Annotated in this window: 21 protein-coding genes; 5 read left to right on the top strand and 16 right to left on the bottom strand. The window is 52.4% G+C overall.

Annotation, left to right across the window (positions count from 1 at the left end):
* Window positions 1-397 precede the first annotated feature (397 nt).
* Entirely contained in the window at window positions 398-1,471 is a 1,074-nt protein-coding gene (locus ACFOLF_RS00005) for a GntR family transcriptional regulator (RefSeq protein ID WP_210045922.1), read from the top strand.
* Window positions 1,472-1,544: 73 nt separating this feature from the next.
* Here the strand turns inward: ACFOLF_RS00005 and ACFOLF_RS00010 are convergent, their stop codons facing one another.
* The 6 genes from ACFOLF_RS00010 to ACFOLF_RS00035 all read right to left on the bottom strand — a co-directional run bounded on the left by ACFOLF_RS00010 (window position 1,545) and on the right by ACFOLF_RS00035 (window position 8,582).
* Window positions 1,545-2,582: a Gfo/Idh/MocA family protein gene (locus ACFOLF_RS00010; protein ID WP_210045923.1), complete on the bottom strand. Its 1,038-nt coding sequence runs from the start codon at window positions 2,580-2,582 to the stop codon at window positions 1,545-1,547.
* 250 nt (window positions 2,583-2,832) lie between these two features.
* A complete protein-coding gene (gene dgoD / locus ACFOLF_RS00015; RefSeq protein ID WP_210045924.1) occupies window positions 2,833-3,966 on the bottom strand; it encodes a galactonate dehydratase in 1,134 nt (377 codons plus the stop codon).
* 105 nt (window positions 3,967-4,071) lie between these two features.
* Entirely contained in the window at window positions 4,072-4,836 is a 765-nt protein-coding gene (locus ACFOLF_RS00020; RefSeq protein ID WP_210045925.1) for an SDR family NAD(P)-dependent oxidoreductase, read from the bottom strand.
* Between the two features lie 54 nt (window positions 4,837-4,890).
* Window positions 4,891-6,213 (bottom strand): carbohydrate ABC transporter permease, encoded by a 1,323-nt coding sequence (locus ACFOLF_RS00025; RefSeq protein WP_210045926.1) that lies wholly within the window; start codon window positions 6,211-6,213, stop codon window positions 4,891-4,893.
* Between the two features lie 28 nt (window positions 6,214-6,241).
* Window positions 6,242-7,150 (bottom strand): carbohydrate ABC transporter permease, encoded by a 909-nt coding sequence (locus ACFOLF_RS00030; RefSeq protein ID WP_210045927.1) that lies wholly within the window; start codon window positions 7,148-7,150, stop codon window positions 6,242-6,244.
* 82 nt (window positions 7,151-7,232) lie between these two features.
* Window positions 7,233-8,582 carry an extracellular solute-binding protein gene (locus tag ACFOLF_RS00035; protein ID WP_379113661.1) on the bottom strand — a complete coding sequence of 450 codons (1,350 nt, stop codon included), beginning with the start codon at window positions 8,580-8,582 and terminating at the stop codon, window positions 7,233-7,235.
* A 298-nt stretch (window positions 8,583-8,880) separates the two neighbouring features.
* Here ACFOLF_RS00035 and ACFOLF_RS00040 point away from each other — a divergent pair, with 298 nt between their 5' ends.
* Window positions 8,881-10,749, top strand: coding sequence for a cache domain-containing sensor histidine kinase (locus tag ACFOLF_RS00040; RefSeq protein WP_210045929.1), 1,869 nt, complete (start codon window positions 8,881-8,883; stop codon window positions 10,747-10,749).
* On the top strand, window positions 10,730-12,328 hold the full coding sequence (locus ACFOLF_RS00045; RefSeq protein ID WP_210045930.1) for a response regulator: 1,599 nt from the start codon (window positions 10,730-10,732) through the stop codon (window positions 12,326-12,328). The genes ACFOLF_RS00040 and ACFOLF_RS00045 overlap by 20 nt, the downstream gene beginning before the upstream one ends.
* 519 nt (window positions 12,329-12,847) lie before the next feature.
* Here ACFOLF_RS00045 and ACFOLF_RS00050 read toward each other — a convergent pair.
* The 5 genes from ACFOLF_RS00050 to ACFOLF_RS00070 all read right to left on the bottom strand — a co-directional run bounded on the left by ACFOLF_RS00050 (window position 12,848) and on the right by ACFOLF_RS00070 (window position 17,528).
* Window positions 12,848-13,414 carry a DUF3995 domain-containing protein gene (locus ACFOLF_RS00050; protein ID WP_379113663.1) on the bottom strand — a complete coding sequence of 189 codons (567 nt, stop codon included), beginning with the start codon at window positions 13,412-13,414 and terminating at the stop codon, window positions 12,848-12,850.
* Window positions 13,415-14,554: a hypothetical protein gene (locus tag ACFOLF_RS00055; protein ID WP_210045931.1), complete on the bottom strand. Its 1,140-nt coding sequence runs from the start codon at window positions 14,552-14,554 to the stop codon at window positions 13,415-13,417. It abuts the gene before it with no gap.
* A gap of 4 nt (window positions 14,555-14,558) precedes the next feature.
* A complete protein-coding gene (locus ACFOLF_RS00060; protein WP_210045932.1) occupies window positions 14,559-15,623 on the bottom strand; it encodes a hypothetical protein in 1,065 nt (354 codons plus the stop codon).
* Window positions 15,624-15,747: 124 nt separating this feature from the next.
* Window positions 15,748-16,809, bottom strand: a complete 1,062-nt coding sequence (locus ACFOLF_RS00065) for a sensor histidine kinase (protein ID WP_210045933.1) — start codon at window positions 16,807-16,809, stop codon at window positions 15,748-15,750.
* The gene (locus ACFOLF_RS00070; protein WP_210045934.1) at window positions 16,806-17,528 is read right to left on the bottom strand and encodes a response regulator transcription factor; all 723 of its coding nucleotides are present in this window, start codon (window positions 17,526-17,528) and stop codon (window positions 16,806-16,808) included. The genes ACFOLF_RS00065 and ACFOLF_RS00070 overlap by 4 nt, the downstream gene beginning before the upstream one ends.
* 325 nt (window positions 17,529-17,853) lie before the next feature.
* Here ACFOLF_RS00070 and ACFOLF_RS00075 point away from each other — a divergent pair, with 325 nt between their 5' ends.
* Entirely contained in the window at window positions 17,854-18,054 is a 201-nt protein-coding gene (locus ACFOLF_RS00075) for a hypothetical protein (protein ID WP_210045947.1), read from the top strand.
* A 558-nt stretch (window positions 18,055-18,612) separates the two neighbouring features.
* Window positions 18,613-20,205, top strand: a complete 1,593-nt coding sequence (locus tag ACFOLF_RS00080; RefSeq protein WP_210045935.1) for a phytoene desaturase family protein — start codon at window positions 18,613-18,615, stop codon at window positions 20,203-20,205.
* Window positions 20,206-20,613: 408 nt separating this feature from the next.
* Here the strand turns inward: ACFOLF_RS00080 and ACFOLF_RS00085 are convergent, their stop codons facing one another.
* The 5 genes from ACFOLF_RS00085 to ACFOLF_RS00105 form a co-directional block, all read right to left on the bottom strand.
* Entirely contained in the window at window positions 20,614-21,885 is a 1,272-nt protein-coding gene (locus tag ACFOLF_RS00085) for an IS110 family transposase (protein ID WP_379219371.1), read from the bottom strand.
* A gap of 374 nt (window positions 21,886-22,259) precedes the next feature.
* Window positions 22,260-22,502: a hypothetical protein gene (locus ACFOLF_RS00090; protein ID WP_210047096.1), complete on the bottom strand. Its 243-nt coding sequence runs from the start codon at window positions 22,500-22,502 to the stop codon at window positions 22,260-22,262.
* A gap of 712 nt (window positions 22,503-23,214) precedes the next feature.
* A complete protein-coding gene (locus ACFOLF_RS00095) occupies window positions 23,215-23,424 on the bottom strand; it encodes an FAD-dependent oxidoreductase (protein WP_449290041.1) in 210 nt (69 codons plus the stop codon).
* 223 nt (window positions 23,425-23,647) lie between these two features.
* A complete protein-coding gene (locus tag ACFOLF_RS00100) occupies window positions 23,648-23,887 on the bottom strand; it encodes a hypothetical protein (protein WP_379219603.1) in 240 nt (79 codons plus the stop codon).
* Window positions 23,844-24,005 carry a hypothetical protein gene (locus ACFOLF_RS00105; RefSeq protein WP_379114366.1) on the bottom strand — a complete coding sequence of 54 codons (162 nt, stop codon included), beginning with the start codon at window positions 24,003-24,005 and terminating at the stop codon, window positions 23,844-23,846. The genes ACFOLF_RS00100 and ACFOLF_RS00105 overlap by 44 nt, the downstream gene beginning before the upstream one ends.
* Window positions 24,006-24,458 lie beyond the last annotated feature (453 nt).

Genomic DNA, 24,458 nt, shown 5'->3' on the forward strand with positions numbered 1-24,458 from the left:
AGCTATACGATAATGCCGGTTTCTCCATGCCCCAAATCCTTAAGTTATTATGCTAAGCGAAGAATAACACATACTATTTTATGCGTCAATATGGATTTTTTTAATTTAATATAAAAAGTTAGTATGCTTAATTTTTTACTGCGTAATCATCCGCTCGCGCCACATGGGCTGGGATGGAGGCTGGGAACAACCGGTTTGATGAAATGAAACACACCGGGAATATAGGATTGGCGGGCGATTGCTATCCTTAGTCTGTGTCAACTCAAGTGCTGAAACGCTTGTCTGGCCAGGAAGGCTTATTTGCCGATGGAAGTCGAGTGGTTTAGAATAAGTTAGTATACATTCTATTATAAAGTGCGTTATAATTGGACATATGTCCAATAAGAGGAGAGCTTACATGAGCAAGAAAGATACGATATTGCCAAAGTATCAGCTGGTAAAGGATTATGTGCTTTTACAAATAGAGAAAAATGAGCTCGGCAAGGATGATCGAATTCCGAGCGAATCAGAGTTTTCCAAACTGCTCGGTGTTAGCTCGATTACGGTGCGAAAAGCGTTGACGGAGCTGGTCAATGAAGGGGTCATTTATCGGGTGAGGGGAAAAGGAAGCTTTGTCGCGAATCAGGAGGCTTCTGTCAATAAAACGTCCAATTACGTTACCTTTATTATTTCCGGCAACGAAATGTATGACAGTTCCTATATGCAGATCATTAAAGGAGTTCAGTCCTTCTTGAACCAGCAGGGCTGCAAGCTCATTATTGAATTTGTGGAAAATGATGTTGAGCAGGAACGGGAACTCATTCTGAAACTGATTCAATCGGAGAACCGGGGGCTGCTTATTTATTCAGCCAACCCCGACGCGGCAAAAGAGTATCTCAACGAAATTCGCAAAAAATCAATACCTTTTGTCATGCTCGACCGCTTTCCGTCCGGATATCCGGTCAACTGTATTACATGCAACAACCATGACGGCGCATATGCAGCCGTTGAGTATCTGATTGCCCAAGGCCACCGGAATATCGGATTTGCCGCTTATGATTTTCATCTGAGTACGGAGAACGAACGGTACAACGGGTACCGCAATGCCATGGTAAACGCCTCACGTACTCCAGATGACGATATTTTATATCTTCAGCGGGATCTGGACTATTCCAAGCTGTTGAGTCAAATTCAAAAAGGAGAGCTTACCGCTCTCTTTTGCGTGAACGACAGACGGGCTCTCGAAGTGATTGAGCAGCTTACGCTGCAAGGCATCAAAATACCGGAGCAAATATCCATCATGGGCTTCGATGACATTGAAAGCTCCAAATTCGCCAAAGTTTCTTTGAGCACCGTCAAGCAGCATTTCGACGTGCTTGGTTATGAAGGGACAAAACTTCTGTTCGAGAGCATCAACAATACCTCGCAAGGTTACAAGAAAGTATTACTGTCTACCAATCTTGTCATTCGAAAATCGATCAGTACAATTTAACGCCACCGATAACCTCATTTCAGCTTTCGAATCCATTAAGCCGGCAGCCTTCGAGCGGTTTTATGGAGCTGGTTCACCGGTCCGCATCGACGGCAAACCGCTCCACAATACTGTCCTCAAACCGATGTGGCAATTCAACCTTGCCTCCGTATTCAGCAGTATGGTAGATGGCCATAATGACTTGATACGACAGCATCGCATGAGCCAAATCGCAGATGTGACCGGCTTGCGGATTCGCCACGTATCCGGGAATGGAATTGACATAATCGATCAAAGCATCCATGTAACTGTCTTCCCAACTCGACTTTTCGATCGTATGCTCGCCCGTTATGTAATTTCTCACTTCCAGCGATTGATTAAGCGCGATCTTCAGGTGCCCTTCTGTGCCGTATACATCCACTCCGATATGATAGAACGGGTTCGTTTCACCTTTGAGCGATCGCGCGAATGCGCCGCATTCAATCGTAGCCCGCACGCCGTTGGCAAACAAAATCGAGGCCATCGCCTCGTCCGGCGCGACGATTGAAGAGCTGTCCTTGCCCTCATACGGACCGGTTTGTCCCATCACCCAGCGGACGGGACTAAAATCATTAAAGTACATTACCATATCAATCAGATGCGAGCCTTGCTCCATTATGTTGACCTTGGTGGAAGCGCGAATAAACTCGATCTCTCCGATCGCGCCATCACGCAGCAATTGCTGCGCCTTGCGCCATGCCGGCAAATATTTATGCTGATGATTGACCAGCACCATCTTGCCGTATGTATTGCAAAGTTCCTCGATTTCATAGGCTTCCGACGGGGTTAGCGCCAGCGGCTTCTCGATATTGATCAGCTTAACGCCAGGAAATCGCACGGCCACCTTTATCAATTCCAGACGAGCGTCGGCGCTGCTGACAATGTCTACAATATCGGGGCTCGTCTCTTGCAGCAATTTGGCCAAATCCAACGAACGGGTTGCAATCTGATAGCGATCAGCCAGTTTATTCAATCTCTCTGTATTCGAGTGTCCGCAAATCCCGACAAGTTCGATACTGTCGCTTGCTTGATATGCCTTGGCATGCGCATCGGCCCAGCCTTTCGTTCCGACAAGTACGACTTTCAATTTCATTGTTGTTTCCCCTCGCGTCAGCCTGAATGGAGTTATTCCACTCAGGCTGGATTTGATTTGCGCAAGTCACGACGAATCAGTCAATCATTCCTAGCGCTCGCAACATTCTGATGAACACGACCGCTGCTGGTGCGCGAATCGCTTCCCCATTCGTCAGCTCCCGAACTTTCGCAATGCCTTCCTCTGACCTGAATTGCTTCAGGTCTTTCCGCGCCTTTGAATGCGACGGCCCCGCCTTCTTCCAACGCGCCTACCATTCGGCGAACGAGCCGTCGTCGTAAGCCAGTCTCGGCGTATCCCAATCGCCGCCGTAGCCGCGTTCGATCAACGCTTCCTCGTTGATCTCGATGCCGAGGCCCGAGCCTTGCGGCACGGCGATATTGCCGCCCTCGACCACAAACGGCCGTTTCAGATAGCCTTCGCCGAGGTCCCACTTCTCCGCCAAGGACGGATGCTCCTGGATGAGGAAATTCGGCGTACAGGCGTCGAGCTGGAGACATGAAGCGAGCGAGATCGGCCCGAGCGGGTTGTGCGGAGCCACGCTTGCATAATGCATCTCGGCCATCGCCGCGATTTTGCGGCCCTCGAAGATGCCGCCGGCATGGCACAGATCCGGCTGGACAATGGCGACGGCGCCTTTCTCCAGCACCTCGCGGAAGCCCCAGCGGGTGAACAGCCGCTCGCCGGTGGCGATCGGAATGCTCGTCGACTGCGCGACGCGCAGCAGCGCATCCACGTTCTCCGGCAGGCACGGTTCCTCGATGAACATCGGGTAATACGGCTCCAGGGCGGCCGCAAGCCGGATTGACATCGCCGGGCTGACGCGCCCATGGAAATCAATGGCGATGTCGAGCCTGCTGCCGGCTGCTTCACGGATGGCCGCGAACTTATTCGCCACGTTCTCCACGAACGCCAGCGTGTCGATCTGCCGCACCGGCGCGTCGACGCCGATCTTGATCGCGGTGAAGCCCGCTTCCATTCGCTTCTTCGCGTTCGCCGCGATCTCGTCCGGCGTCGCCCCGCCGCAGTGGCTGTACATGCGGATGGTCTCGCGTACTTTGCCGCCGAGCATTTCGTAGACGGGCATGTTGTAGAACTTGCCCTTAATATCCCACAGCGCCTGCTCGATGCCGCTTATTGCGCTTACCAGCACCGGGCCGCCGCGGTAAAAAGTGCCCCGGTACATGATCTGCCAATGGTGCTCGATGCGCAGCGGATCTTGGCCGATCAAGTAGCGCTTCAGCTCTTCCACCGCGGTCGCGACGGTAAGCGCACGGCCTTCGACGATCGGTTCTCCCCACCCGCTTATCCCTTCGTCGGTCTCGATCTTCAGAAACAACCAGCGCGGTTTCACATGGTATAGCTTCATATCGGTGATTTTCATAACGATTCGTCTCCTCCTGCGTTTCACTTGGATTCGTCCTGCGTCGCCTGCCGTCATCCGTTTACCAATCACATATGCCGCATTCCCGGACGCTTTCGCTTCCGCCTAGCCTTTATCCGCCCATACCGGCAGCAGAGCGCCGCCGTCCATGTATACCGTAGTGCCCGTCATATAGCCCGCCTTGTCGGAAGCGAGGTACACGGCCGCCTCGCCGACCTCGTCCGTCGTGGCGAAGCGGCCGAGCGGAATACGCGAGGCCACGCCGGCAATGCGCGCGCGCACCTGCTCATCCTTCGGTTCGCCGAGCAGGGTGTAGCCCGGCGCGATGCCGACGACGCGGATACCGTAGCCGGCCAGGTCGAGCGCCATGTTCTTCGTCAGCTTGTTGACCGCCGCCTTCGCCGCGGCGTACACCGTCGCGTTCGACCACGTGCCTTCCGCATGGTTGGAGCTGATATGGATGAGCGCGCCTTTCGTCCCCTGCTCCGCCATGATGCGCGCCGCCCGCTGCGAACAGAAGTAGAGCCCCTTCAAATCCGTGTTCATCACTTCGTCGTACAGCTCCGGCGTAGTCTCCAGAAACGGCTGCATCCGCGTAATGCCGGAATTCGCCACGCTCACGTCCAATCGGCCGAACGCCGCGCGCATACCGTCGTACAACGCGTCCACGCCTTCGATCGTCGAGATATCCGCCTGTACCGATTCGGCGCGCACGCCGATGGCCCGAATTTCCTGCACGACGGCCTCCGCCTTCTCCGCGCTGCGGTTGTAATTCACGCAGACGTCATACCCAGCTCTCGCAAATGCCAGCGCGATGCCTCTGCCGATGCCTCTGCCGGAGCCCGTAACCAATGCTACTTTGCGTTCCATATTCTATCCCTCGCTTCCTTGCGCTGTCGGCCGCCACCGCAGCCACAACCGCTGTTATCCTTTCAGACCCGTAAACGACACGCCTTTCTCGATCAGCTTCTGGCAGGAAATAATAATGATCATAAGCGGGATGGTGGCGATGACGAGACTGGACATAATGACGTTCGCTCCCATGCTCTGCCGGTTCTGAAAATCGTTCAGCGCGACTGTGAATGTCCACACCTGCGGCGATTTCGCCACGACTAGCGGCCACAGGAATTCGTTCCATACGGCGATGAACGTCATGACCGAAACGACCGTGAAGATCGGCGTGGACATCGGAATGATGATCCGCCAGAAAATATGAACCTCCGAGGCCCCGTCGATTCTCCCCGCCTGAATGAGCTCGCCCGGCAGCTGCTCGAAGAACCCCTTGAACAGGAAGATGACGATCCCCCACGCGGTATGCGGCAAAATAATGCCCCACAGCGTGTTAACTAAATGCAGCTTATCCATCGTCAAGTAAAGCGGAACGAGGATCGCCAGCTCCGGAATCATGATTGTCGCGACGAAGAAAAGCGTGAGCCAGCCGCCAATGCGCCTGCGCACGAGATGAGCCAGCGCATAGCCCGCCATGCCGCCGATCAGCAGCTGGGACACGATCGTCGCGCCCGTCACGATCACGCTGTTCAGCAGGAAGTGCTGGAAGCCGTAAGCGTTGTCATCGCCGCTTGCCATCTGCCAGAGCACGATGTAATTATCGAACAGCCGCTTCCAGTCCCCTGACTCTGAAATCGTTTGCAATTCTCCTTTGACGACCTTGGATTCCGAGATCAGCCGCTGGACCGTGCTCGCCGTCTCCGGCAGCTCGGCCGGGACCGCCGTTGCGCCGTGATACTCGGCTCCGCCGGATCCGAGCATGCGGAATTCAGTCAGGCCCCGCTCGCGGATTTGCGGCAGCTTGATCCGCATCGTCGCGTCCGTGGCCAGCTGGGTCGGCACGATTTGCGGCCGTCCGATCGTGAAGTTGTACGCAGGCATGTATGCTATATATACGACATGGCCATCCTTGATTCCTGTCACGCGCATGGAGCCGATCGCTTCGTTTTGCATTTTTTTCCACGTGAACCAGATCGCCTCCATGGCGTCCAATTCGAGCTCTTCCGGCTTCTGCAGCTTCGTGCCGTCGTAATTCAAGGTAATGTTGACGGACTTGGGCACCTTCGGGACCCAGGTCGGCGGAAACTTGTAAATGGAGATGTTGTCCTTCATCGACGAGCTGATCATCCACAATAACGGAATGACGGAGACGATGATGAAAAACGCGGCGACCGAATAGGAAACGATTTTGACGGATAAAGCGCCGCGCTCCCTTATGCGTTTGTTCCGTGCAGCCATGGCTGGCTCCTTCCCGGCAGGTTCAGAGTCATTCCCTGCCCGACATTTTGATTTGTGCGTACGTAATGAGCGCGATGATGAAGAACATCACGAAGGAGACGGCGCCCGCCACCCCGAAGCGGAACTCCTTGAAGGAGCTGTCGAAGACGAGCATGGACAGCGTTCGCGTGCTGTTCGCCGGCCCGCCGCCGGTCATGATGTACATCGGGTCGAACGTCAGGAACACGCCGGAGATGAACGCCACGAACTGGATGCCGATGACGAATTTCAAGCTCGGGAAGACGATGGCGGACATCCGCTTCCAAGGTCCGGCGCCGTCGATTTTAGCCGCTTCGATGTTCTCCGCCGGGATGCCCTTGAGCGCCGAGTAATAGATCAGCATGCCGAGCCCGGTGCCGAACACGCCGGGAAACACGATCGCCCATTTGGCCATGTGCGGGTCATTCAACCAGCCGTAAGGACCAAGCCCGACGAAGTGCAGCAGGTAATTCAGCAACCCGTAATCCGGGTTGTACAGCCACTTCCACAGCAGGTAGCCGGCGACCGCCGGAACCGCCGTCGGCAGCAGGTACAGGACGCGGATCGTCTTGTTCGCCGTCGTGACTTCGTTCAGCAGAATCGCCTGCATGATCGGAATCCAGAACGTCAGGATGAAATAAATGCCGAAGAAGGCGAACGTGTTCTTGAGCGCGTTCCAGAATTCGGTCGACTGGATCAGGTACGCATAGTTGTCGAGCAAGACGAAGCGCCCCGGGGGATCGATGACCTTGTAGTCGAAGAAGCTCATGTAGATCGCTTGAAACAATGGATAATATTTGAAAATCAAAAAGGCGAGCACCGCCGGGGTCAGGAAAAATATCGGCGTCCAGGCGATCTTGAGGCGGAAGCCGGGCTTCGCTCGCAACGGCGTCCCCGGCTGCTGCAGGGCTGTTTTCATTCTCGTCCGCATCCTTTCGCGTGAAATTGGTGAGCGGAGCCCTCTGCGGCTGCCTGCCCGCTTCAAGTCTCCGCTCCGGTATTTATTTCTTCACGGATGCGTTGTACGCATCGACGACTTCCTTCTGCGCGGCCGCCTGCGCTTCCGCGAGCAGCGCCATCGGATCCGATTTCTCGTCGGTCAGCGCCTTCTGGACTGCTTTCACCACGTACGGCGTCAAGCGTTCCTTCAGGAAGTACTCCAGGTGGGTGTTGGCCGCCGCCTTATTGACGTTGTCGATCAGCTCCTGCGAGACGTTCTCCGCGAAATCCGCCGGGTTCACGTCGCTGCGGACCGACAGCAGGTTCGGGAATATGCCGTTGTCGGACTGGAATTGCAGGTATTTCTCGAGCACTTCCTTGGAATTAATGTAGGTGATGTACTTCCAGGCCGCGTCCTGTTTCTCCTTGGACGTCTTCGGATTGATGATCCAGTACGCGCCGCCGATCTGGCTAGGGCCTTGGCCGGACGGACCGACCGGATACGGCGCAAAGCCGACGTCCGCGAGATCCATGCCGTTCGCAGCGTAATCCCCGAAGCCGCTGGACGCACCGTTCGACATCGCCGCGCGTCCCTGGAAGATATCGTTCATGTTGTCCTGGTAGCTCTGCAGCACGTTGTTCTGTACGATTTTGTGCTTCCACTTCAGATCCTTGTAGAATTGCAGCGCCGTAACGGACGGCTCTTCCGTGAAGGCGAGCGTCACCGTGCCGTCGTCGTTCAGATGCGTCAGGTCGCCGCCCGCCTGCCAGACGTAATACTCGAACCACCAGTCCGCCCATTCCATGCCCAGCAGCGTGATGCCGTACTGTTTCTTGGCGGTGTCCGTGAGCTTGATGCCGTCCGCGACCAGTTCGTCCCAATTTGCCGGCGGCTTATTGGGATCGAGCCCCGCGGCCGTGAACATCTTCTTGTTGTAGAACAGGCCCGTCGCGTACATGTCATGCGGAATGCCGTACACTTTGCCGTCGATCGTGCCGGCCGTCATCGAAGAAGGAATGAATTGATCCTTATCCGCATATCCGTCCCAATAAGGCGTCAGATCGAGCGCCAGGCCTTGGCCGACCCAGTCTCCGATGATCGGGAAATGCGCCGATTGATAGGCATCCGGGCCGTTGCCGCCGACCATCGACGTCACGAACACCTCGCGGTCGTTTGTGCCTTGCGGCATCGTCTCGTGCGTGACCTTGATGTTCGGATTCGCCGCTTCGAAGCCGGCCTGGATTTCTTCCCATACCGGTTTGTTCGGATCCTCGTTCTGCGGCTGGTCCCATACCTTGATCTCGACCGTGCCGCCGGCATTACCGGCGCCCGCGTTCGCCGTTCCTTCGTTCGCCGCCGCGTTCGTGCCTGCATCCGCATTGGCAGCCGCCGCGCCGTTGTTGCCGTCCACGCTGCCTGTGTCCGTGTTAGAGCCGCCGCTATTGCCTCCGCAGGCTGTAACCGTTAGCGATAATGACAGGATGATTGCCGCGAACACCCATCTTCCATACCGACTTTTGTTCTTCACAGTTAGCTGCCTCCCTTATGGTAATCATTCACAAATCAAGTGTATAATTTGATGAGAGCGCTTTCTATATAATTTTGTAACCTCTCTTTAGCAATATTCTAAGCTCTTCCGTCCGCTGCTTTGCCGCCGACAGGAATAGCCTCCCGCCTGTCGAATACCAACCCTTACCCGCAACCTGTCTATGAAGGAGGTTGATCGCCTGGATCATCGATGGCTGAGATTGGGAAGGCCGCGCACCGTTCAATTCCGCAGCAAGCTGATTCTCTCTTTCTTCGTCGTCATCGGCTTGACCGCGCTCATCATGGGCTACTCCTACTACCGGATCATGCAGAGCGAGCTGCAGGCCTCCACCCTGGACGGTCTGGAGAAGATGACGGAGCAGACCGCCGACACCTTGAAACTGCACTTCAAGACCATCAGCAATATCGGCTACAGTTATTTCAGCGACACCTCCCTGCAGAAATTCCTGAGCGGCGGGCTGCCGGACTTCGACGACCAGCAATATTACCGCAACAAGCTGGAAGGGCAGAAGCTGCAAAATCCGCTCATTGCCTTCATCAAGATCGCCAGTCCGCGCGGCGATGAATACTCCAGCTATTACTACTACAATTCCGGGGTCAGGGAGCTGTTCGAGCAAGACCAGGAGCGGCTCTTCGAGCAGGCAAAACAGCTGGACGGCTACCCGCTCTGGACGGCTTCCATCACGAAGATCAATACCTCGCGAACGCCCGTGCAAACGATCAGCTACGTCCAGCAGCTCAAGCGGATTACCTCCAACTCGCAAACACCGATCGGCTACATCAAAATCGACATGGATCCCGCCATTATCGAAAAGGCATTCATCGGACTAAGCAACGACGACGGCAGCGCCTACTATATCGTCGACCGCCAGGGACGGGTTATTTTCGCCAAAGATCACGAGCTGATCGACGCGTCCATCGCCGACTCTCCGCTCTTCGCCGGTTACCGCGCCCATCCGGTCCCGGACCGATACGTCGACTACCGGTTCAAAAGCGGCAGCCAAATGAACATCGGCTTCTACCGCGCGCTCGGCTACGGCGATTGGCTGGTCATCGGCAGCGTGCCGCTCGACCGCATTGTGAACAAGGTGAACGCGTTCCGCAATCTGCTCGTCCTGATTGCGCTCGCCAGCTTTCTTGCGGCGATGCTAATCGGTTCCGCGATCGCCGCGGGCTTCACGAAGCCGCTGAAGGAGCTCAACAAGCGGATGAAGCAGGTCGAGAAAGGCGATTTTCAAGCGTTCATCGACGTGCGGGGCACGGATGAGCTCTCCACCATTCAGCACAGCTTCAACAAGATGACGTACGAAATCCGCTCGCTTATCCATAAAGTGTACGAGACGGAGCTGCTGAAGAAGGAAGCGGAGATCAAGGCGCTGCAATCGCAGATCAACCCGCATTTTCTGTTCAATACGCTCAGCACGATCGACAGCATCTCTTCGATCGACGGCGACGAACGCATCTCGTATATTTGCCTCGCGCTCGGGGGCATGCTCCGCTATAACCTGAACGGCGGCGGGCTCGCCACGGTCCGGGAAGAGGTCGCGCATCTGAATCAATATTTGTCCATCTACCAAATCCGCTTCGGCGGGCTGTTCGTCTACGAGATCGACGTGGAGCCGGGCATTGAGGAGCTGATCGTGCCGAAGTTTCTCGTGCAGCCGCTCGTCGAGAACGCCGTCATTCACGGTCTGGAGCAGAAGGTCGGGCCCAAATTCGTGCGGGTGGCGCTGACCAGCCTGGACGAAGCGACGCTTCGGATCGACGTTTATGACAACGGCGTCGGCATGGATCCGGCCATAATCGAGCTGCTGCGCCGCAAGCTGACCGATTCCCCGGACATCGTATCGCGGCAGTCCTCCGCGCGGACGATGATTGGTCTGGCCAATGTGTTCAAGCGCGTTCAGATGTATTTCGAAAGCGATCCGCAGGTGATCATCGATAGCAAGCCGGGGGCGGGAACGCGAATCTCGTTCCGGCTGCCCAAGCGAACAGGAGGAGGACATCCCGATGAAGGTCATGATCGTTGAAGACGAACCCCTGCTGCGGCAGGGCCTTATCCGCAAAATCGATTGGGAGACGCTCGGCCTGCAGCTGGCGGGCGAAGCGGGCGACGGCTTCGAGGCGCTGTCCAAGCTGGCGGGCTGCCAGCCGGATATCGTGCTGACGGACGTGCGGATGCCTGGCATGGACGGTTTGCAGTTCATCGAGCAGGCGCGGACGCAGAGCCCACGCTTGAAATTTGTCATCATCAGCGGCTTCAATGAATTCGAATACGTGCGCACGGCGCTCCAATACAATGTCAAGGACTATCTGCTCAAACCGATCGACAAGGATAAGCTGCACGGTTTGTTGGGCGACTTGTGCAAGGAGCTCCGCGAAGAACAAAAGGACGCGGCGGATCTGACGCAGCTTCACGAGCTGGGAGCCTGGATCCGGCAGAGCCATCTGCAGCCGCTGGACTTCCAATTGACCCACCTCATCTCGGAGGCGGATGCAAGATGGGACGGTCTCCCGCCCGCGATGCCGGCCTGCCGGAGCTTCGCCGCGGCTGTCGTGCGGATCCGCGGCGGAGCGGACAGCCGATTCGGCCCCGACGAAGGAACGCTGGCCAGGTTCGCCGTTCAGAACGTGCTGGGGAATACGCTGCTCCCGCTCGCGAATATCTCCTCCGTCATCTTCAAGCACGCTTATCATAAAGAAGAGATCGTCGCCCTTCTCGGCTCCGAAGCCGCCTTCTCCCTTAAGCCGCTCGCGGAAGCGCTGACCGGGACCGCGGCATGGATCTCGCGCCATCTCGGCTTGACCGTGTCCATCGGCATCAGCGGGACGAAGGAAGAGCTGACACAGCTCCGGTTCGCGTATACCGAGGCACGCAAAGCGCTTCAGTACCAGCTGCTGCTGGGAAGCGGCAGCGTTTGCGCCGAAGCCGGAACGGAAGCGGGCCTGCAAGCCGCGGACGCCAGCCCGCGGCTGATGGACGAGGCCGAGCGCGTCATGCCGGCCATGCTGGATGAGGGCGCGTACCGTGACTTCCATGCGTATGCCGGCGGACTCTTCCGCCGTCTCGCGGAGTCGCCGGATGCCCGCTACGACCAGCTGGAATTCGTCTATGCGGAGGTCATGCGCATGCTGCGCAAGCACGCGGCGAAGCAAGGCACGGCCTTGCCGGGCGCATCGGCGGGCTCGCCTGCCGCCTCTCTGGAGCTGCTCTCCGGCTGGTGCGAGATTACTGCAGTGATCGACCGGCAGCTGAAGCATTTGGAGAGCATCGCCGGAAGCGGAACCGACCGTTCGTGCGACGATATCATCGCGCACGTGAAGCGGCATATCGAGGAGCATTACGCGGAGGAGCTTTCGCTTCAGTGGGTGGCGGAGACGTATTTCATCCACCCGAATTATTTCTCCAAGCGGTTCAAGCTCGTCGTCGGCATCTGCTTCAGCGATTACGTCACGCGAATCCGCATGAACCGCGCCCGGGAGCTGCTTCGCACGACGACCTTGAAGATCGCACGGATATCCCAACTGGTGGGCTATGAGGACCAGAATTACTTCTGCAACGTCTTCAAGAAAACCGCTGGCGTCAGTCCGTCCGCCTACCGCGGCTGACAAGCGCCGGAAGGAGAAAGAGCTCTGTCCCCTTCCGGGACGGAGCTCTCTTGGTATCCTCTTATTCAGCCAAATCAAGACTGGCATGTTATCGTAATGCCTCTTGATGATTTGCCATAACAAACAACATGCAGCATATCGGATCCGCGGAAAATCTGTTCTTTCATGGTAGTACAGTATGAACCGACCTTAAAGACAGGAGACTGCTTTCCATCAGAAGATAATTCGCACTCCTAAACGCATCAGGCTCTAGAGGGCTGCTTCCTTCAATTTTATTAAAGTGCACCTGCATCTCTTGCCGAATAGTACGAAGGGTAAATCGGTCGATAATGCAATTCGTCTCTTATACGCGTTGTATCGACGATCATGTCCCATGGATCAAACTCCTGCTGCAGCGCTTCCGACGAAACTTTTGTGTAATTAAAAACTTATCTTATCAACGAAATCAAAAACGATAGAGGACACAAAAAGCGGTAGTCAGAAGAAAAACTAAAATCAAATAAAAGACCGTGTTTCTTCTCAAAGTAGAAAGTGAAAACCGGATGCCTGGGCATAATGAGCAGCCGTTAAGCCCACCAAAATGCCCATTATGAAAAACCACGGCTCATAAACCAAAAAAACCCATAGAACCATTCTGTAGACATCGAGTTCAACAAAGCCAGGGAAGTAATCAAGGGTAATGATACTTGTCAAATTAAGGGCCCTTGTTATGATTCCAGCGGTTCCGTGAGCAATTAAAAAAGCAGTACAGAATAGGGTAGGGATTAAAATAATGAGCCGGTGGATCTTTCTACCTCCAACGAACGGGATCCAATTCGGAACGACCCTTCCCCAAGGCTTTATGAGTGCAATCAAGATGAATCCACAGACCATGATGATGAGGCCAGCGATGTAGCTTGCCATGTAAAGCGATTCAGGATCTTTGGGTGGACTTGAAATACCTATCGATCCACCTGCCGCTTGATAGAAGCGAACGAAAACGGCATACAGTACAGCCCAGACGCAACCAGCGTAACCTGGCCATACAGATGTTTTTGTAAATCGTTCAAAGGCATTCAATCTTTGCATAAATTTTTGATCCTCCATTTAGAGTTCTCCGCAGTGCAAGCACCGGTCGCGTCTTCGGTAGTAGTAAGCAATGGATGCTCCTGCTAAACCAACCCCCCAGAAAATAAAGAGAAATCCCGGCCCCGATGCCCCCCAGTTCGCGAGAAAATCCTGGTTATCGAAGGAACCGTTCACGATGGCTTGTATGGTATAAAACCACATTCCAACTCCGGCTATGGTGATTAAAATCGAAATAATCATGGCAGGAATAACCGCCGTCAGCGGGTGAACCCTCTTACCGGCTTTAAATGGAAACCAACGGGGATAAATTTCACCCCATCGAGAGATCAGCCCATGCATCAGGATTGCTCCGGTGAAATCCAAAGCGACCAATACCCAGGCTTGCCACGGTAAATGATAATAGCGAATCCCGTCATAGCTAAGTCCGAATCCTTCAAATAATCCTTCAATCGGATATCCGAGAGGAATGCCAAAGTTCCACGCAAAGCGGGTCAAACCATAAGGTAAAGCAGCAATGATAGCGATCCATGCTAATCGCTTGCACCATTTCATCGCAATCGCCATTCTCGTCGTATGGTCAATACCAGGTTTCCGACCGCAGTTCGAACAAGCATGATTTATTTTCCGTCTATATGAGAGCAGCGATGCTCCCCATAACAATCCGCCTATTACACAGATGACTTGGTTCCATACTTGCCAATCGACTAAACCATAGTAAAGCATGAAAGCATAGGCGAAATTTTGCAACAAACGAATGTCGGGGATCACAAAAAGTAGAATGATGCACATAAAGGCCCCGAATGTGACAGGGATGGAACGGGAAATCCGCTTCCCCCATGACTGCACCATTGCCAGTGCCACCACCGCGCCTGACAATCCAAGAAAAGCTATAATAGGCGCCGTTACCTCTGGCGTTATTCCGACTAGCATCGACATCGTTTCCCCGGCCATAGCCCTAGCATCATTAACTCCAAAGGGAAAACCAGCTCCTCCAAACGTCCAGAACAATCCGAGCGCCCCATACATTAAGGACCAGGCGGCGGCTGCATACGCAACCCAAGCGGGCCACCTCCTCCACCAACGCAGGCTTTTGTCTGCAGTGTCAGCGCTATAACCTTGTGGATTGTGCGAAAGTTGTCCTCCCATAGTATTCATCACTTTATCACTCACCTTGACCACAATGCTTACAGCGGCCGCGTCTACGGTAGTAGTAGGCGAGCGTCGCGGCACCCAATGCAAGCCCCCACAATGGCCAAAGAAGGGATGGCGCAAAAGTGCCGATGTTTCCTGGAGCAAAAGCACCCAAGAGAAATCCTCGCCACATCATCAAACCAGCCTCTAAAGTAAGTACAGACATAATGGAAGCAGGAATGATGGCAAGTGCGGGTGGAACTTTTTTGCCGGATAGGCCCAGCGTCCAGCATGGAAAGACTTCCCCCCAATGCCGAATAAGTCCGTATGTGAGAACTGAGCCTCCTATTTCAATAAGACCCAGAGCAGCTCCAAACCACCAAATACCGGGGAATTCCCCATTCATGCTGTGAAGAAATTCACTGCTGACCAGCAGTGGAATATCAAATGCCCAAGCAATTCTTGTTATTGAATACACCATAGGGATGAAGACAGCAATCAGCGTGACCCATCTGCCCCACCTGGCTGCGGCTGCCGGCTCTGTCCATCCGGCAACGCCTTTTTCCGTTCTTCCGCAATTTTCACAAGCGAAATGGACTCGCCTCTGGTATGCAATGGTGGTTAATACCCATAGAAATCCCCCGATGATGCAGAGAAACTGGTTGAGTATACTCCAGTTTATAATACTGAATTTAAGAAGGAAGACGTAGGCAACACTGGCGAGTGTACGATAATCAGGGACGACTAGAAGAAGCAATATCGCTAAGAGCCAAGCAAAGGCCGAAAGAGTCAGTCGAAGACTCCCTGCATGTCGCCGGCGCGCCAAAGTCATCATTAAGCTAACCACTGCACCCAATAAGCCCATAGCTGCAATAACTGGAGCCGCTGTTTCCGCGTGTACAAAACCGAGTGCCGAGTACTCAGGATTGGGGTCATGACCATGGCCAAACGGAAATCCTTCTCCTCCCAATGTCCAAAAAACACCTAGCAGACCATAAAGTAGTGACCAGACAGCCGCTGCATACCCGATCCACTGCGGCCAATGCGACAGCCTGAGTGATCTGGTCGAAATTTGGTGTTGAGCAGTAGAATGCATAATAAAAAACCTCCTGTTTTGCTTTGCGGTACCCTTGAAAGAATGAGCCGACAAAGATCGGTCTGATGTCTTTCATTATAGGGATCGCAAGTAAACACGAGGTAGACGGAAACACAACTCCAACTTAATTCCCCGCTAAGGGCAGCTTAATCGAAATCGAAGTTCCTTTATTGATCTGGCTCATCACGCTCATTTTTCCACCATGCGCTTCGATAAGCTGTTTGGCAATGGATAATCCCAATCCCGATCGTCCTTGAGACGATGTAGCGTTTTCCCCTTTTGACAGCGAATCGTTTATACCGATACCGTTATCCACTACATCAATTTCCGCAATCTGATCGCCACCACGCTTAATGTGAACCTCGATTTCGGTTCCTTCCGGATTATGGACAATCGCATTAACAAGCAGATTTCGCAGAGATCTCATTAGCAGCTTCGAGTCGCAAGATACGACAAGCCCTAACGTCTCCGACGAATCCAGCATAAGAGAATAGCCGGACGCCCAAGGTGCACTGCTGACATCAGCCAATGTTCTGCGTACAAGCTCAATGAGATCTACTTCGTTCAATTTAATCGGAATTTGCGTATGGATATTTTCATTCAGATCTTGGACAAGCTCCTGGAGGTGTGCGGCCTTCTGCCCGATAACAGACTGAAACTCCTTCTGTTCCGCTTCACTCCACTGGTACCCCGGATTAAGCAGCATTGCGGAATACCCGGAAATGTAAGTTAGCGGCGTTTTCAAGTCATGGGATATGCCCTGAATCCATTCTTGTTTAACTTGCTCCGACTTAAGTTTGTCCTGATGATTTTCTTTAAGTGTATTTGTAAGTAACAGCAGGTGATCATACAGTTCTTTATAGAGCGCATAAGGCCGTTTAAGGGTGTCCTTTTTCCGGGAGTGGATGGCAATCCAGCTTTCGGGCACCTCATAATTCCCGTTAGCCAGTTGCCTGATCCATACGATCATCCCGTAAATCGGTTTTCCTAAGTACCACCCGATAAGCAGTAACGTGAACAGGAAGAAAAAGCCGGCCACCCCTAATCCATACAATTCCAAACCAACAGAATTTTTAGCATTTGGCCAAAGAAGCTCTAAAGTCACGAACAAGACTAACTGTACGCTTAGGGAAAAAATAACAACTACCAATAATAGCAGCAGTGCAATTCGAATCATGAAACTCATAGCTTTTTCCTATCGACAGGGGCAACGAGCTTGTAACCGATCCCTCTTAGCGTCACGAGAATTTGAGGATCCGATGGGTCTTTTTCAATCTTCTTCCGTAGTCTGGAGATGTGGATAACGACCGTCTTCTCATCCCCTTGCACCATCGAGCCCCATACTTGCTCGTAAAGCTGTTGCACAGTAAATACGCGGTTAGGATGCTTGCAGAAATACTGCAACAGTTCAAATTCCTTGGCTGGACACGGCACGTCTATCCCATCCACGATAAGCTCTCCGGTCGTTGGATTTACAGTAAAAATATCGTGTTCGTATACCTCTTCAGCGTGATTTGGTTCCGCTGAAGAATAAACTGATATTCTTCGAAGTTGAGCATGTATACGGGCTGCAAGCTCCATCGGGTTGAAAGGCTTTGTTAAATAATCATCGCCGCCAAGGATCAAGCCCTGCAGCTTATCCAGGTCACTTGAACGTGCAGTAAGAAATAGGATTGGAGCATGCGTAATTTTACGCAACTCCGTGCATAGGGCAAAACCATCCATATCCGGGAGCATGACATCCAGCACGATTAGTTTATATTGAGCGCGGCAAACAGCCTGTAGAGCTTCAGCCGCCGTGAGTGCTTTGGTGATAAACGCAAAACCCTCTTTGCGAAGCAGACTCTCCAGCATATCCAGAAGGCCTTCCTCGTCATCGATTAGCAATATCCTCTCTTCTCTCAAAATGCAAATCTCCTTTGCATAGAAATATTACTATACGAAACGTGTGCCGCATTACGACGTGCCTAGCCGTCAGTAGTTGTACCATCGCCTCATTCACGAGATCGTGTGTGCTCAGACTGTTAGCTGCCTTCCAAACTTTGATGCAATAGGAGAGCAATTGTTGCGCTAACCTGCCAGTCTCAAGCAGTTTAATTTCCGTACTATCGTGAGCGGTTAGCGCCAACATAAGCCTATTTCTACTAGCCTAATATGTGACCTTCAAAGTTTAAATTTACGAAGGAATATCTCTTGATTTGACGAATATTGTCTTTAGGAGGCGATTCGTATGTTTGCTGTGGGCCAGGAATTATACCTAGAAATTGATCTAAAGAAGGCAATGTTTGCGCAGCTACCGGTCCAGGTTAAATACGACGATTCTGGCGAGATCGCCGATTACGGTGGCCCGATCGAGGAGCTGACCGCCGATGCCGTCAATATCAATGGTATGTACAACACAAAAGCTGCATGCCGGTTCTATGTTCGGTAAGTGGCACTCTATATTTGCTAACTGCATTAGGCTGACGGATTCATTGCCGGCAGCCTTTTAATTGAGCTCTAGTGCCCTTTAGCAAAGTAATAAAAACGGCTGCCTAAGCAGCCATACTTGTCACTTGCCTTTATGTGTTCTTGATTAAATCCGCAATCAAAAGCTGACATTATCAATATCGAGCTCCTCAGCTCTGACTTTCCTGCCACTTAGACCCTGAGACCCTGATATATCTGCTTTTAGCAGAGACAATGGTTCCACCTTTAAGCTCATTCTCATATCCCCCTTCGAATAATAAATTGATCTGTATTTGTCACTTCAACATACACCCATCATTTTCCTTTATTATCCACGCGCAGCGAAGACCGCTTTTAATGCTATGGCAGTCTCCACCTTGCGATTTCATTCACATTGATTGCCGCAGAGATGCCGGTATCTTTCCTGAACAAATCCGCTCATTACTGCAAGGAAATTTTGGAATGGTCGACAATAAGCGCCATCCCTCGCGGCTCGTTTGCGTTAAACTTGATCTGGCTTATAGACGCGGAGGGGGAATCGATGTTGAACAAGTACGACGTAATCATGATTGGCTGCGGCCACAACGCGCTGATCGCGGCCGCTTATTTGACGCAAGCGGGGAGAAGCGTCTTAATGCTGGAGAAGAATGACCGCCCAGGTGGATTTTTGCGTACGGAAGAACTGACGTTGCCCGGCTTCAAGCATGACGTCTACGCCGCAGCCCACCCACTGTTCCTGAGCGGCCCCGCTTATGCAGACTTCAGGGAAGCGCTCCAGGCGCGAGGACTGCGTTACGTGAACACGGAACTTCCAACCGGCGTCTCGATGGAGAACGGCGAGACGGCCGTCTTCTCACGCTCGAGCAAAGACTTGGCCGTTGAGGCTGAGCGTCTGGCCCCCGGTGACGGCGCTGTGCTAGGACGTATGTTCGAGGCATTTGCACCGTATGCGGGGAACGTTTTTGAGTTGTTTAACCTAGACTTATCTGGTCAGCAAGCTTCAGAGATTATCCGGAAGTTGCTATATGACCAACGAAATGGGGGCAAAGGCTATTCGGCGTTCGCCGCTTCCCTATTTTCCACCGCCCGCAATGCGGTGAGCGATTTCCGGTCTCCAGTCATGCGCGCCATGCTGGCGTCTTGGGTCACGCATCTGGGCCGCACACCGGACGAAGTCGGTAGCGGTATCTGGGTGCCGCTCACAGCGATGGCGCTTATGGGCGGCGGGATGCCTATTCCCGAAGGAGGCAGCGAGATGCTTGCACAGGCATTGACTCGATTAGTGCAGGATCAGGGTGGCACGATCGTAACCGGTACACGAGTTGAGCGGATCATTGTCAAAAACGGCAAAGCCGTCGCCGTGCGCACAGCGGAAGGAGACGAATACCACGCGAAGCATACTGTCGTCGCCTCCACCGGCCCGGACCAGTTGTACCTGTCGCTCTTGGCGGATGAGCAAATTAGCCCCGACATACGCGGCCAAGCAAAGCGATACCGCTATGGAAGAGGTTGCGTTCAGATCCATCTGGCGCTGAGCGAAGCGCCGAAGTGGCCCGATCCGCGGTTTGCCAGAGTCGGCCAGCCCCATCTGACCGATGGGCTCGACGGCTTCACCCAAGCCATCGCGCAAGGGTTTGCCGATCTTCTGCCGGCCAAGCCGACCTTTACGGTCGATTGCTCTACCAATCTCGATCCCAGCCGAGCGCCGGTCGGCAAAGCGATCATGCGGCTCCAAGTCCTTGAGGTGCCTTGCCGCCCCCGCGGCGATGCTGCCGGTCAGATTGACGTCGGCGATGGCACGTGGACGCAAGAATTGACCGAACGATTCGCTGAGCGCGTGATCGCCATAGTAGGCAAACATATTCCGAACATTCCGGGCGCTATCATCGGCAAGTCCGTCGTCACGCCTGACACCCTTGCCCGTTTCAACCCGAATTCCGGCCCCGGTGATCCCTATGGCGGATCGCGCGACTTCGCGCAAAGCTACTTGTTCAGCCCGCTGCCTTCCCAGCCGGGCCACCGGACGGAGATCACGAATCTTTACATGCTGGGCGCTGCCACTTGGCCAGGACACGGCATCAACGGCGGATCGGGCTACATCGTGGCGCAGCAACTTCTATCTCTCGATCAATAGTGAATATACTACTCGTTATTGAGCTCCCTCGATACGATTAAGTTTTCTCACGAATGCTCGCTTATTCGCAGGATTTCACCCTTGATAGATATGTATGAAGGACGCTCGGGTGACCACTTCATAGACCTGGACAACATGGAGGCGTGAGGAAATAGAGGGGGAGACTATTCCCCCCATGTTCTTCCATATCCTGCACGTATTCTCCACGCCGTCCCTGGAGGTTCTCACTCCCATGCCTCAACGGGTCGATGCCCTTTCATTCCTTCGTTACGCCTATCCAAGGGGTGGAGGCCGGTCTTGCTATCGTTACGGGTCGGTGCCCTTTGGTTCAATGTATCCGGTACGCCGTGCTTTCTTTGAAATCCCGCGAATAAGCCAAAATTCGTGCAACGAAACGGTAGGTATCGATTAAGCTGCTAGCTGGATTGGCATGGTTTTAGGAGGGTTGTAGGCTTCGCCGCTGCGAGCCATTCCAACTAATATTCTCGCTAACTTGCCACACAACTTCATAATGGACCTCATTTTCTTCATCTTCTTCACCTGCACATTGTAGGCATGCATCGCTTTAAACTCCGGATTGTTCGCAACTAAACTCATCGTCATCATGAAGATGAAACGTCGGAGTCGGGATCGTCCTCGTTTACTAATCTTCATTTGTCCGGTCCATTTGCCTGAACTTGCTTCTGCGAGGTTGAGACCGGCATGTCGCAGTAAGGCATTCCCGTGAACAAAGCCACTTAAATCCCCCGCCTCGCCTAGAATACCAGCCAGTGAAATGGCGCTGATCCCTTTGACAGCAAGCATAAATTTCGCAAATGGAATCCGTTCTAAAACGGCAACAATCTCCGTCTCTACCGTTTCTAGCTGCAGGCAAGCAAGATCGTACTCATCGAGAAGCTGCTTCAAGTGAAGCTTGTAGGCATGCAAGGCCTGCTTAGAACCCACAGAACGGCTAGCAAGAGCGATAAGGGTTCGGGCTTTTCGCTCACCAGCATGCCGTTTCATGAGTGATTTCCAACCTTGTATGACATCTCGGGGCTGTAAGGTACACATGTCATCGGGCGTTGGAAAAAGACGAAGTGTGGCCAATGAACCGGTGCACATGATGTTCGTGAAGACTTGCCGCAGCTCCGGGAAAACCACGTCGACCCAGCGATGAATTTGGTTCTTCGCACTCACGAGTCTCTTCACGACAAAGTCGCGATTGGAGAGAAAGACACGTCGTTCTTCAAAGGCTGCTGGTGTTGTACGAGTGAAGGAGTAGTATCCGTTTTTGACCATGTCGGCGATGACCAGAGCATCCTTTTTATCGCTCTTTGAGGGCGTGTTGTCGCGGTTTTCTTTGTTCTTCTTTACAAGATGCGGATTGACGAGAACAACCTCAAACTGACGTTCGGCAAGCCACTTGGATACGTTAAGCCAGTAGTGTCCGGTAGGCTCCATGCCAACAATGGCCGCCGTTAAAGCATGGGCAGATTGTAGCGTCTGGATCCACCGAAGAAGATTGTGAAAACCTTCCTCATCATTCGAGAAGGATAGGGGATTACCAAGCACAATACCTCGAAAGTTCACAGCTCGTGCGACATGCGTTTGCTGGGCGATGTCAATCCCAACGACTAGATGTTGGGCCGTCATTTTTTCAAGGAGTTGATTTTGTTTGTCCTGCGATTTAAACTTCATAGTAGAGCGTCCTCCTGGATGATGGGATTTAAAGGGCTATGACCCGTTGCGTACTCCCATCGTACCGAGGCGCTCGTTTTTTTGCAAAGCAGTAATTTAATGCTCTACAGGAATGCTATCGTGCCCAGTTAGCTCAAGCTTAGTGGACGGGTAAAGGAGCAGTGCCAATGATCGGTCCCGCGGCAACGTTGTTTATGAAGTTTCGCTTCTTATTATAACTGTATTGATAATTGGTTTGGCGGGTTAAATGAAGGTGGGGGGAATTGGAGAATTTCTTCGTTAGATAAAGGATAAAAAATAGCTTCAACTCAAAGAACACGATAGTTTAGGTAGTGTATCACGGCACCTGCTCCTCCACTATCGTGCCAGTTAGCTCAGTGTTTATTAATTAACCCATAAGCAAATATTAAAATTCCAATGATTAAGAAAAACAAAACAAAAAAGTTATCATTGAAACTCGGGTATTCTGGTTTGAAATTAGTATTTGTACCATGTGACGCGTAACCAGCCACAATAAACGAATTAGAAATATTAGCCATACATCTTTCAATAGTATAGATTAATCCACTTGAAATCATAAATATTGCCCCCAATACCTTGTATGGATGATTGATCACATATTCCAGCTCCTTATTCCATATTTATAATATTCTCCCTATTCAAAATAAGCCCATTAACATCGAGGAACCTCTGGGGTCGTAAGGGTTCCAAGAAAATATAAATTGAAGCCAATAGGACAAAAATCACGAAAATGATATAATTGGGTACTTCTTTATAAGCCAAGAAACCTATATATTTCCAAATTTACAATGAACTACTTGCAATTGTAACATATACAGAACCAAACGGCTGCATAAAAAGCACTGTCGCGAGAGGTACTGCCGATGCCGGAGGAGACAAAGATGAAATCATACAGGGGCGAGAAGCCACCGCTTAAATGAGCATCATGAACTTCACGATGGTTCCCCAGAAGCGCTGACCGCCATTCAGACGCGACGCGCTAACCAAAATACGGATAATCGTCCCTACCACCGCATCCCCCTGGTATAAAAACAACAAGTCATGCATGAAAAAAAAGCAGCGGCAGACATGGACGAAAAAAGGTCCTAGATTGCCGTTTCCCAGTTAGCTCAATAAATAATGACTTGTCAGGATGTGTTTATTCCGCTTTACCAAACACTTAATCTTATTCGAAAATCTTTATCTGATGTAATGTAAGTTAAGTAAACTAAATATAATTCCTTAGCATTCAAATATAAACTTTCTAAGATATCTGGAACTTTACAGTAAACAGTCCATCTATAGTACAATCTGCTGGAAATAACGAAATCAACGTAAATTGCGGACCCCCGTTGACATCATCGCCCAAATATGCGGCACACTCGTCGGGAGTGTGTTATCCACCGAGATGAATCCTTTTTCCGTAACGGCTACGCCAGCTTTCTCCAGCGCGAGCGACTCCATATTCGGCTTCCTGCCGGCCGCGACCAGCGTGGCGTCAACCTCGATACGACCGTTTCCGCCATTCTCCTCTGTCACGGTAATAACGGTTGCGTCTTCCCGATCTTGGGATTGTAACCTCCCCTCTATTTCCTCACGCCCTCATGTTGTCCGGGTCTACCCGAGGGTTCTCTTACTATCTTTCTGTATTTCTGGCAAGGGTGAAATCCTGCGAATAAGCAAGCATTCGTGAGAAAAGTAAATCGCACCGAGGGAGTTTAACGTTCATAATGTTTTTATCCCAATATTCCGGTCCTTCGTACTACTTCGGAAGAGCCACATCCCGCCGCGTGTATGCGCCATTAAGCAAAGGCGAGTAAGCCAGGATCGAAAAATCCTCATGGTTCTTACAATAGCTTAACAGCTCTTCATTCGCACTGACCTGTATACCAAAGTCCGCTTCCGGATCAGGATGAAGATACGTATGACGTTGTTGGATGCAGGAATATGCTGCCCAGTTATGGGAACGGCTGATCCTTATGACCTCTTGTACCCGGGAAATCCGATAATTGCTGCAATCGAACGCCCTGACCTTCCTGGCCAGCACCCGTTGCAATCGATCCAAGTTTCTCGCCTTTCTCCGTCGTCGCCGTGTTCTTCTCTTTAGTAGTGGTAGCCATCCCAACTTCCTCCCTGTATTTGCATGCTAAAAAGCCACGGAAAATTGAAAAAAACATACTTGTCGTAAGTTTAATCCATTCTCCGTGGCAGTTATGTGCCCAAATTTGATTGTTGTCCGTTTCCGGATGCTCCTTCACGTACCGAAAATAAGACGGCTGTGAAAATTTGCGTTCTTCGTAATGTACTTATTTTAGCATTATTATCCAGTCCGCTTCAAGCGAAATGGACGAAAAGAAAGGGCCGGTGGGATTCCATCGGCCCTCTTCTTACACGCCGGAAAACGCGTCTGTGCCTTAATGCATTGCATTTGGCTTTGCCCAGGGTGCTAGGTCCCTGCCTCCAGCCTATTCCGACATTCTGGCTCAATCCGAACAAATCGCCGCTCGGCATGTCTCGTCAGCGGAAGCGAGCCCTCCGGACCCGCCGCTTGGGTTTGCAGGTTGCAGCTTGCC

The sequence above is a fragment of the Paenibacillus sepulcri genome (genome assembly GCF_042647105.1).
GTDB classification, from domain to species: Bacteria; Bacillota; Bacilli; order Paenibacillales; family Paenibacillaceae; genus Paenibacillus_Z; species Paenibacillus_Z sepulcri.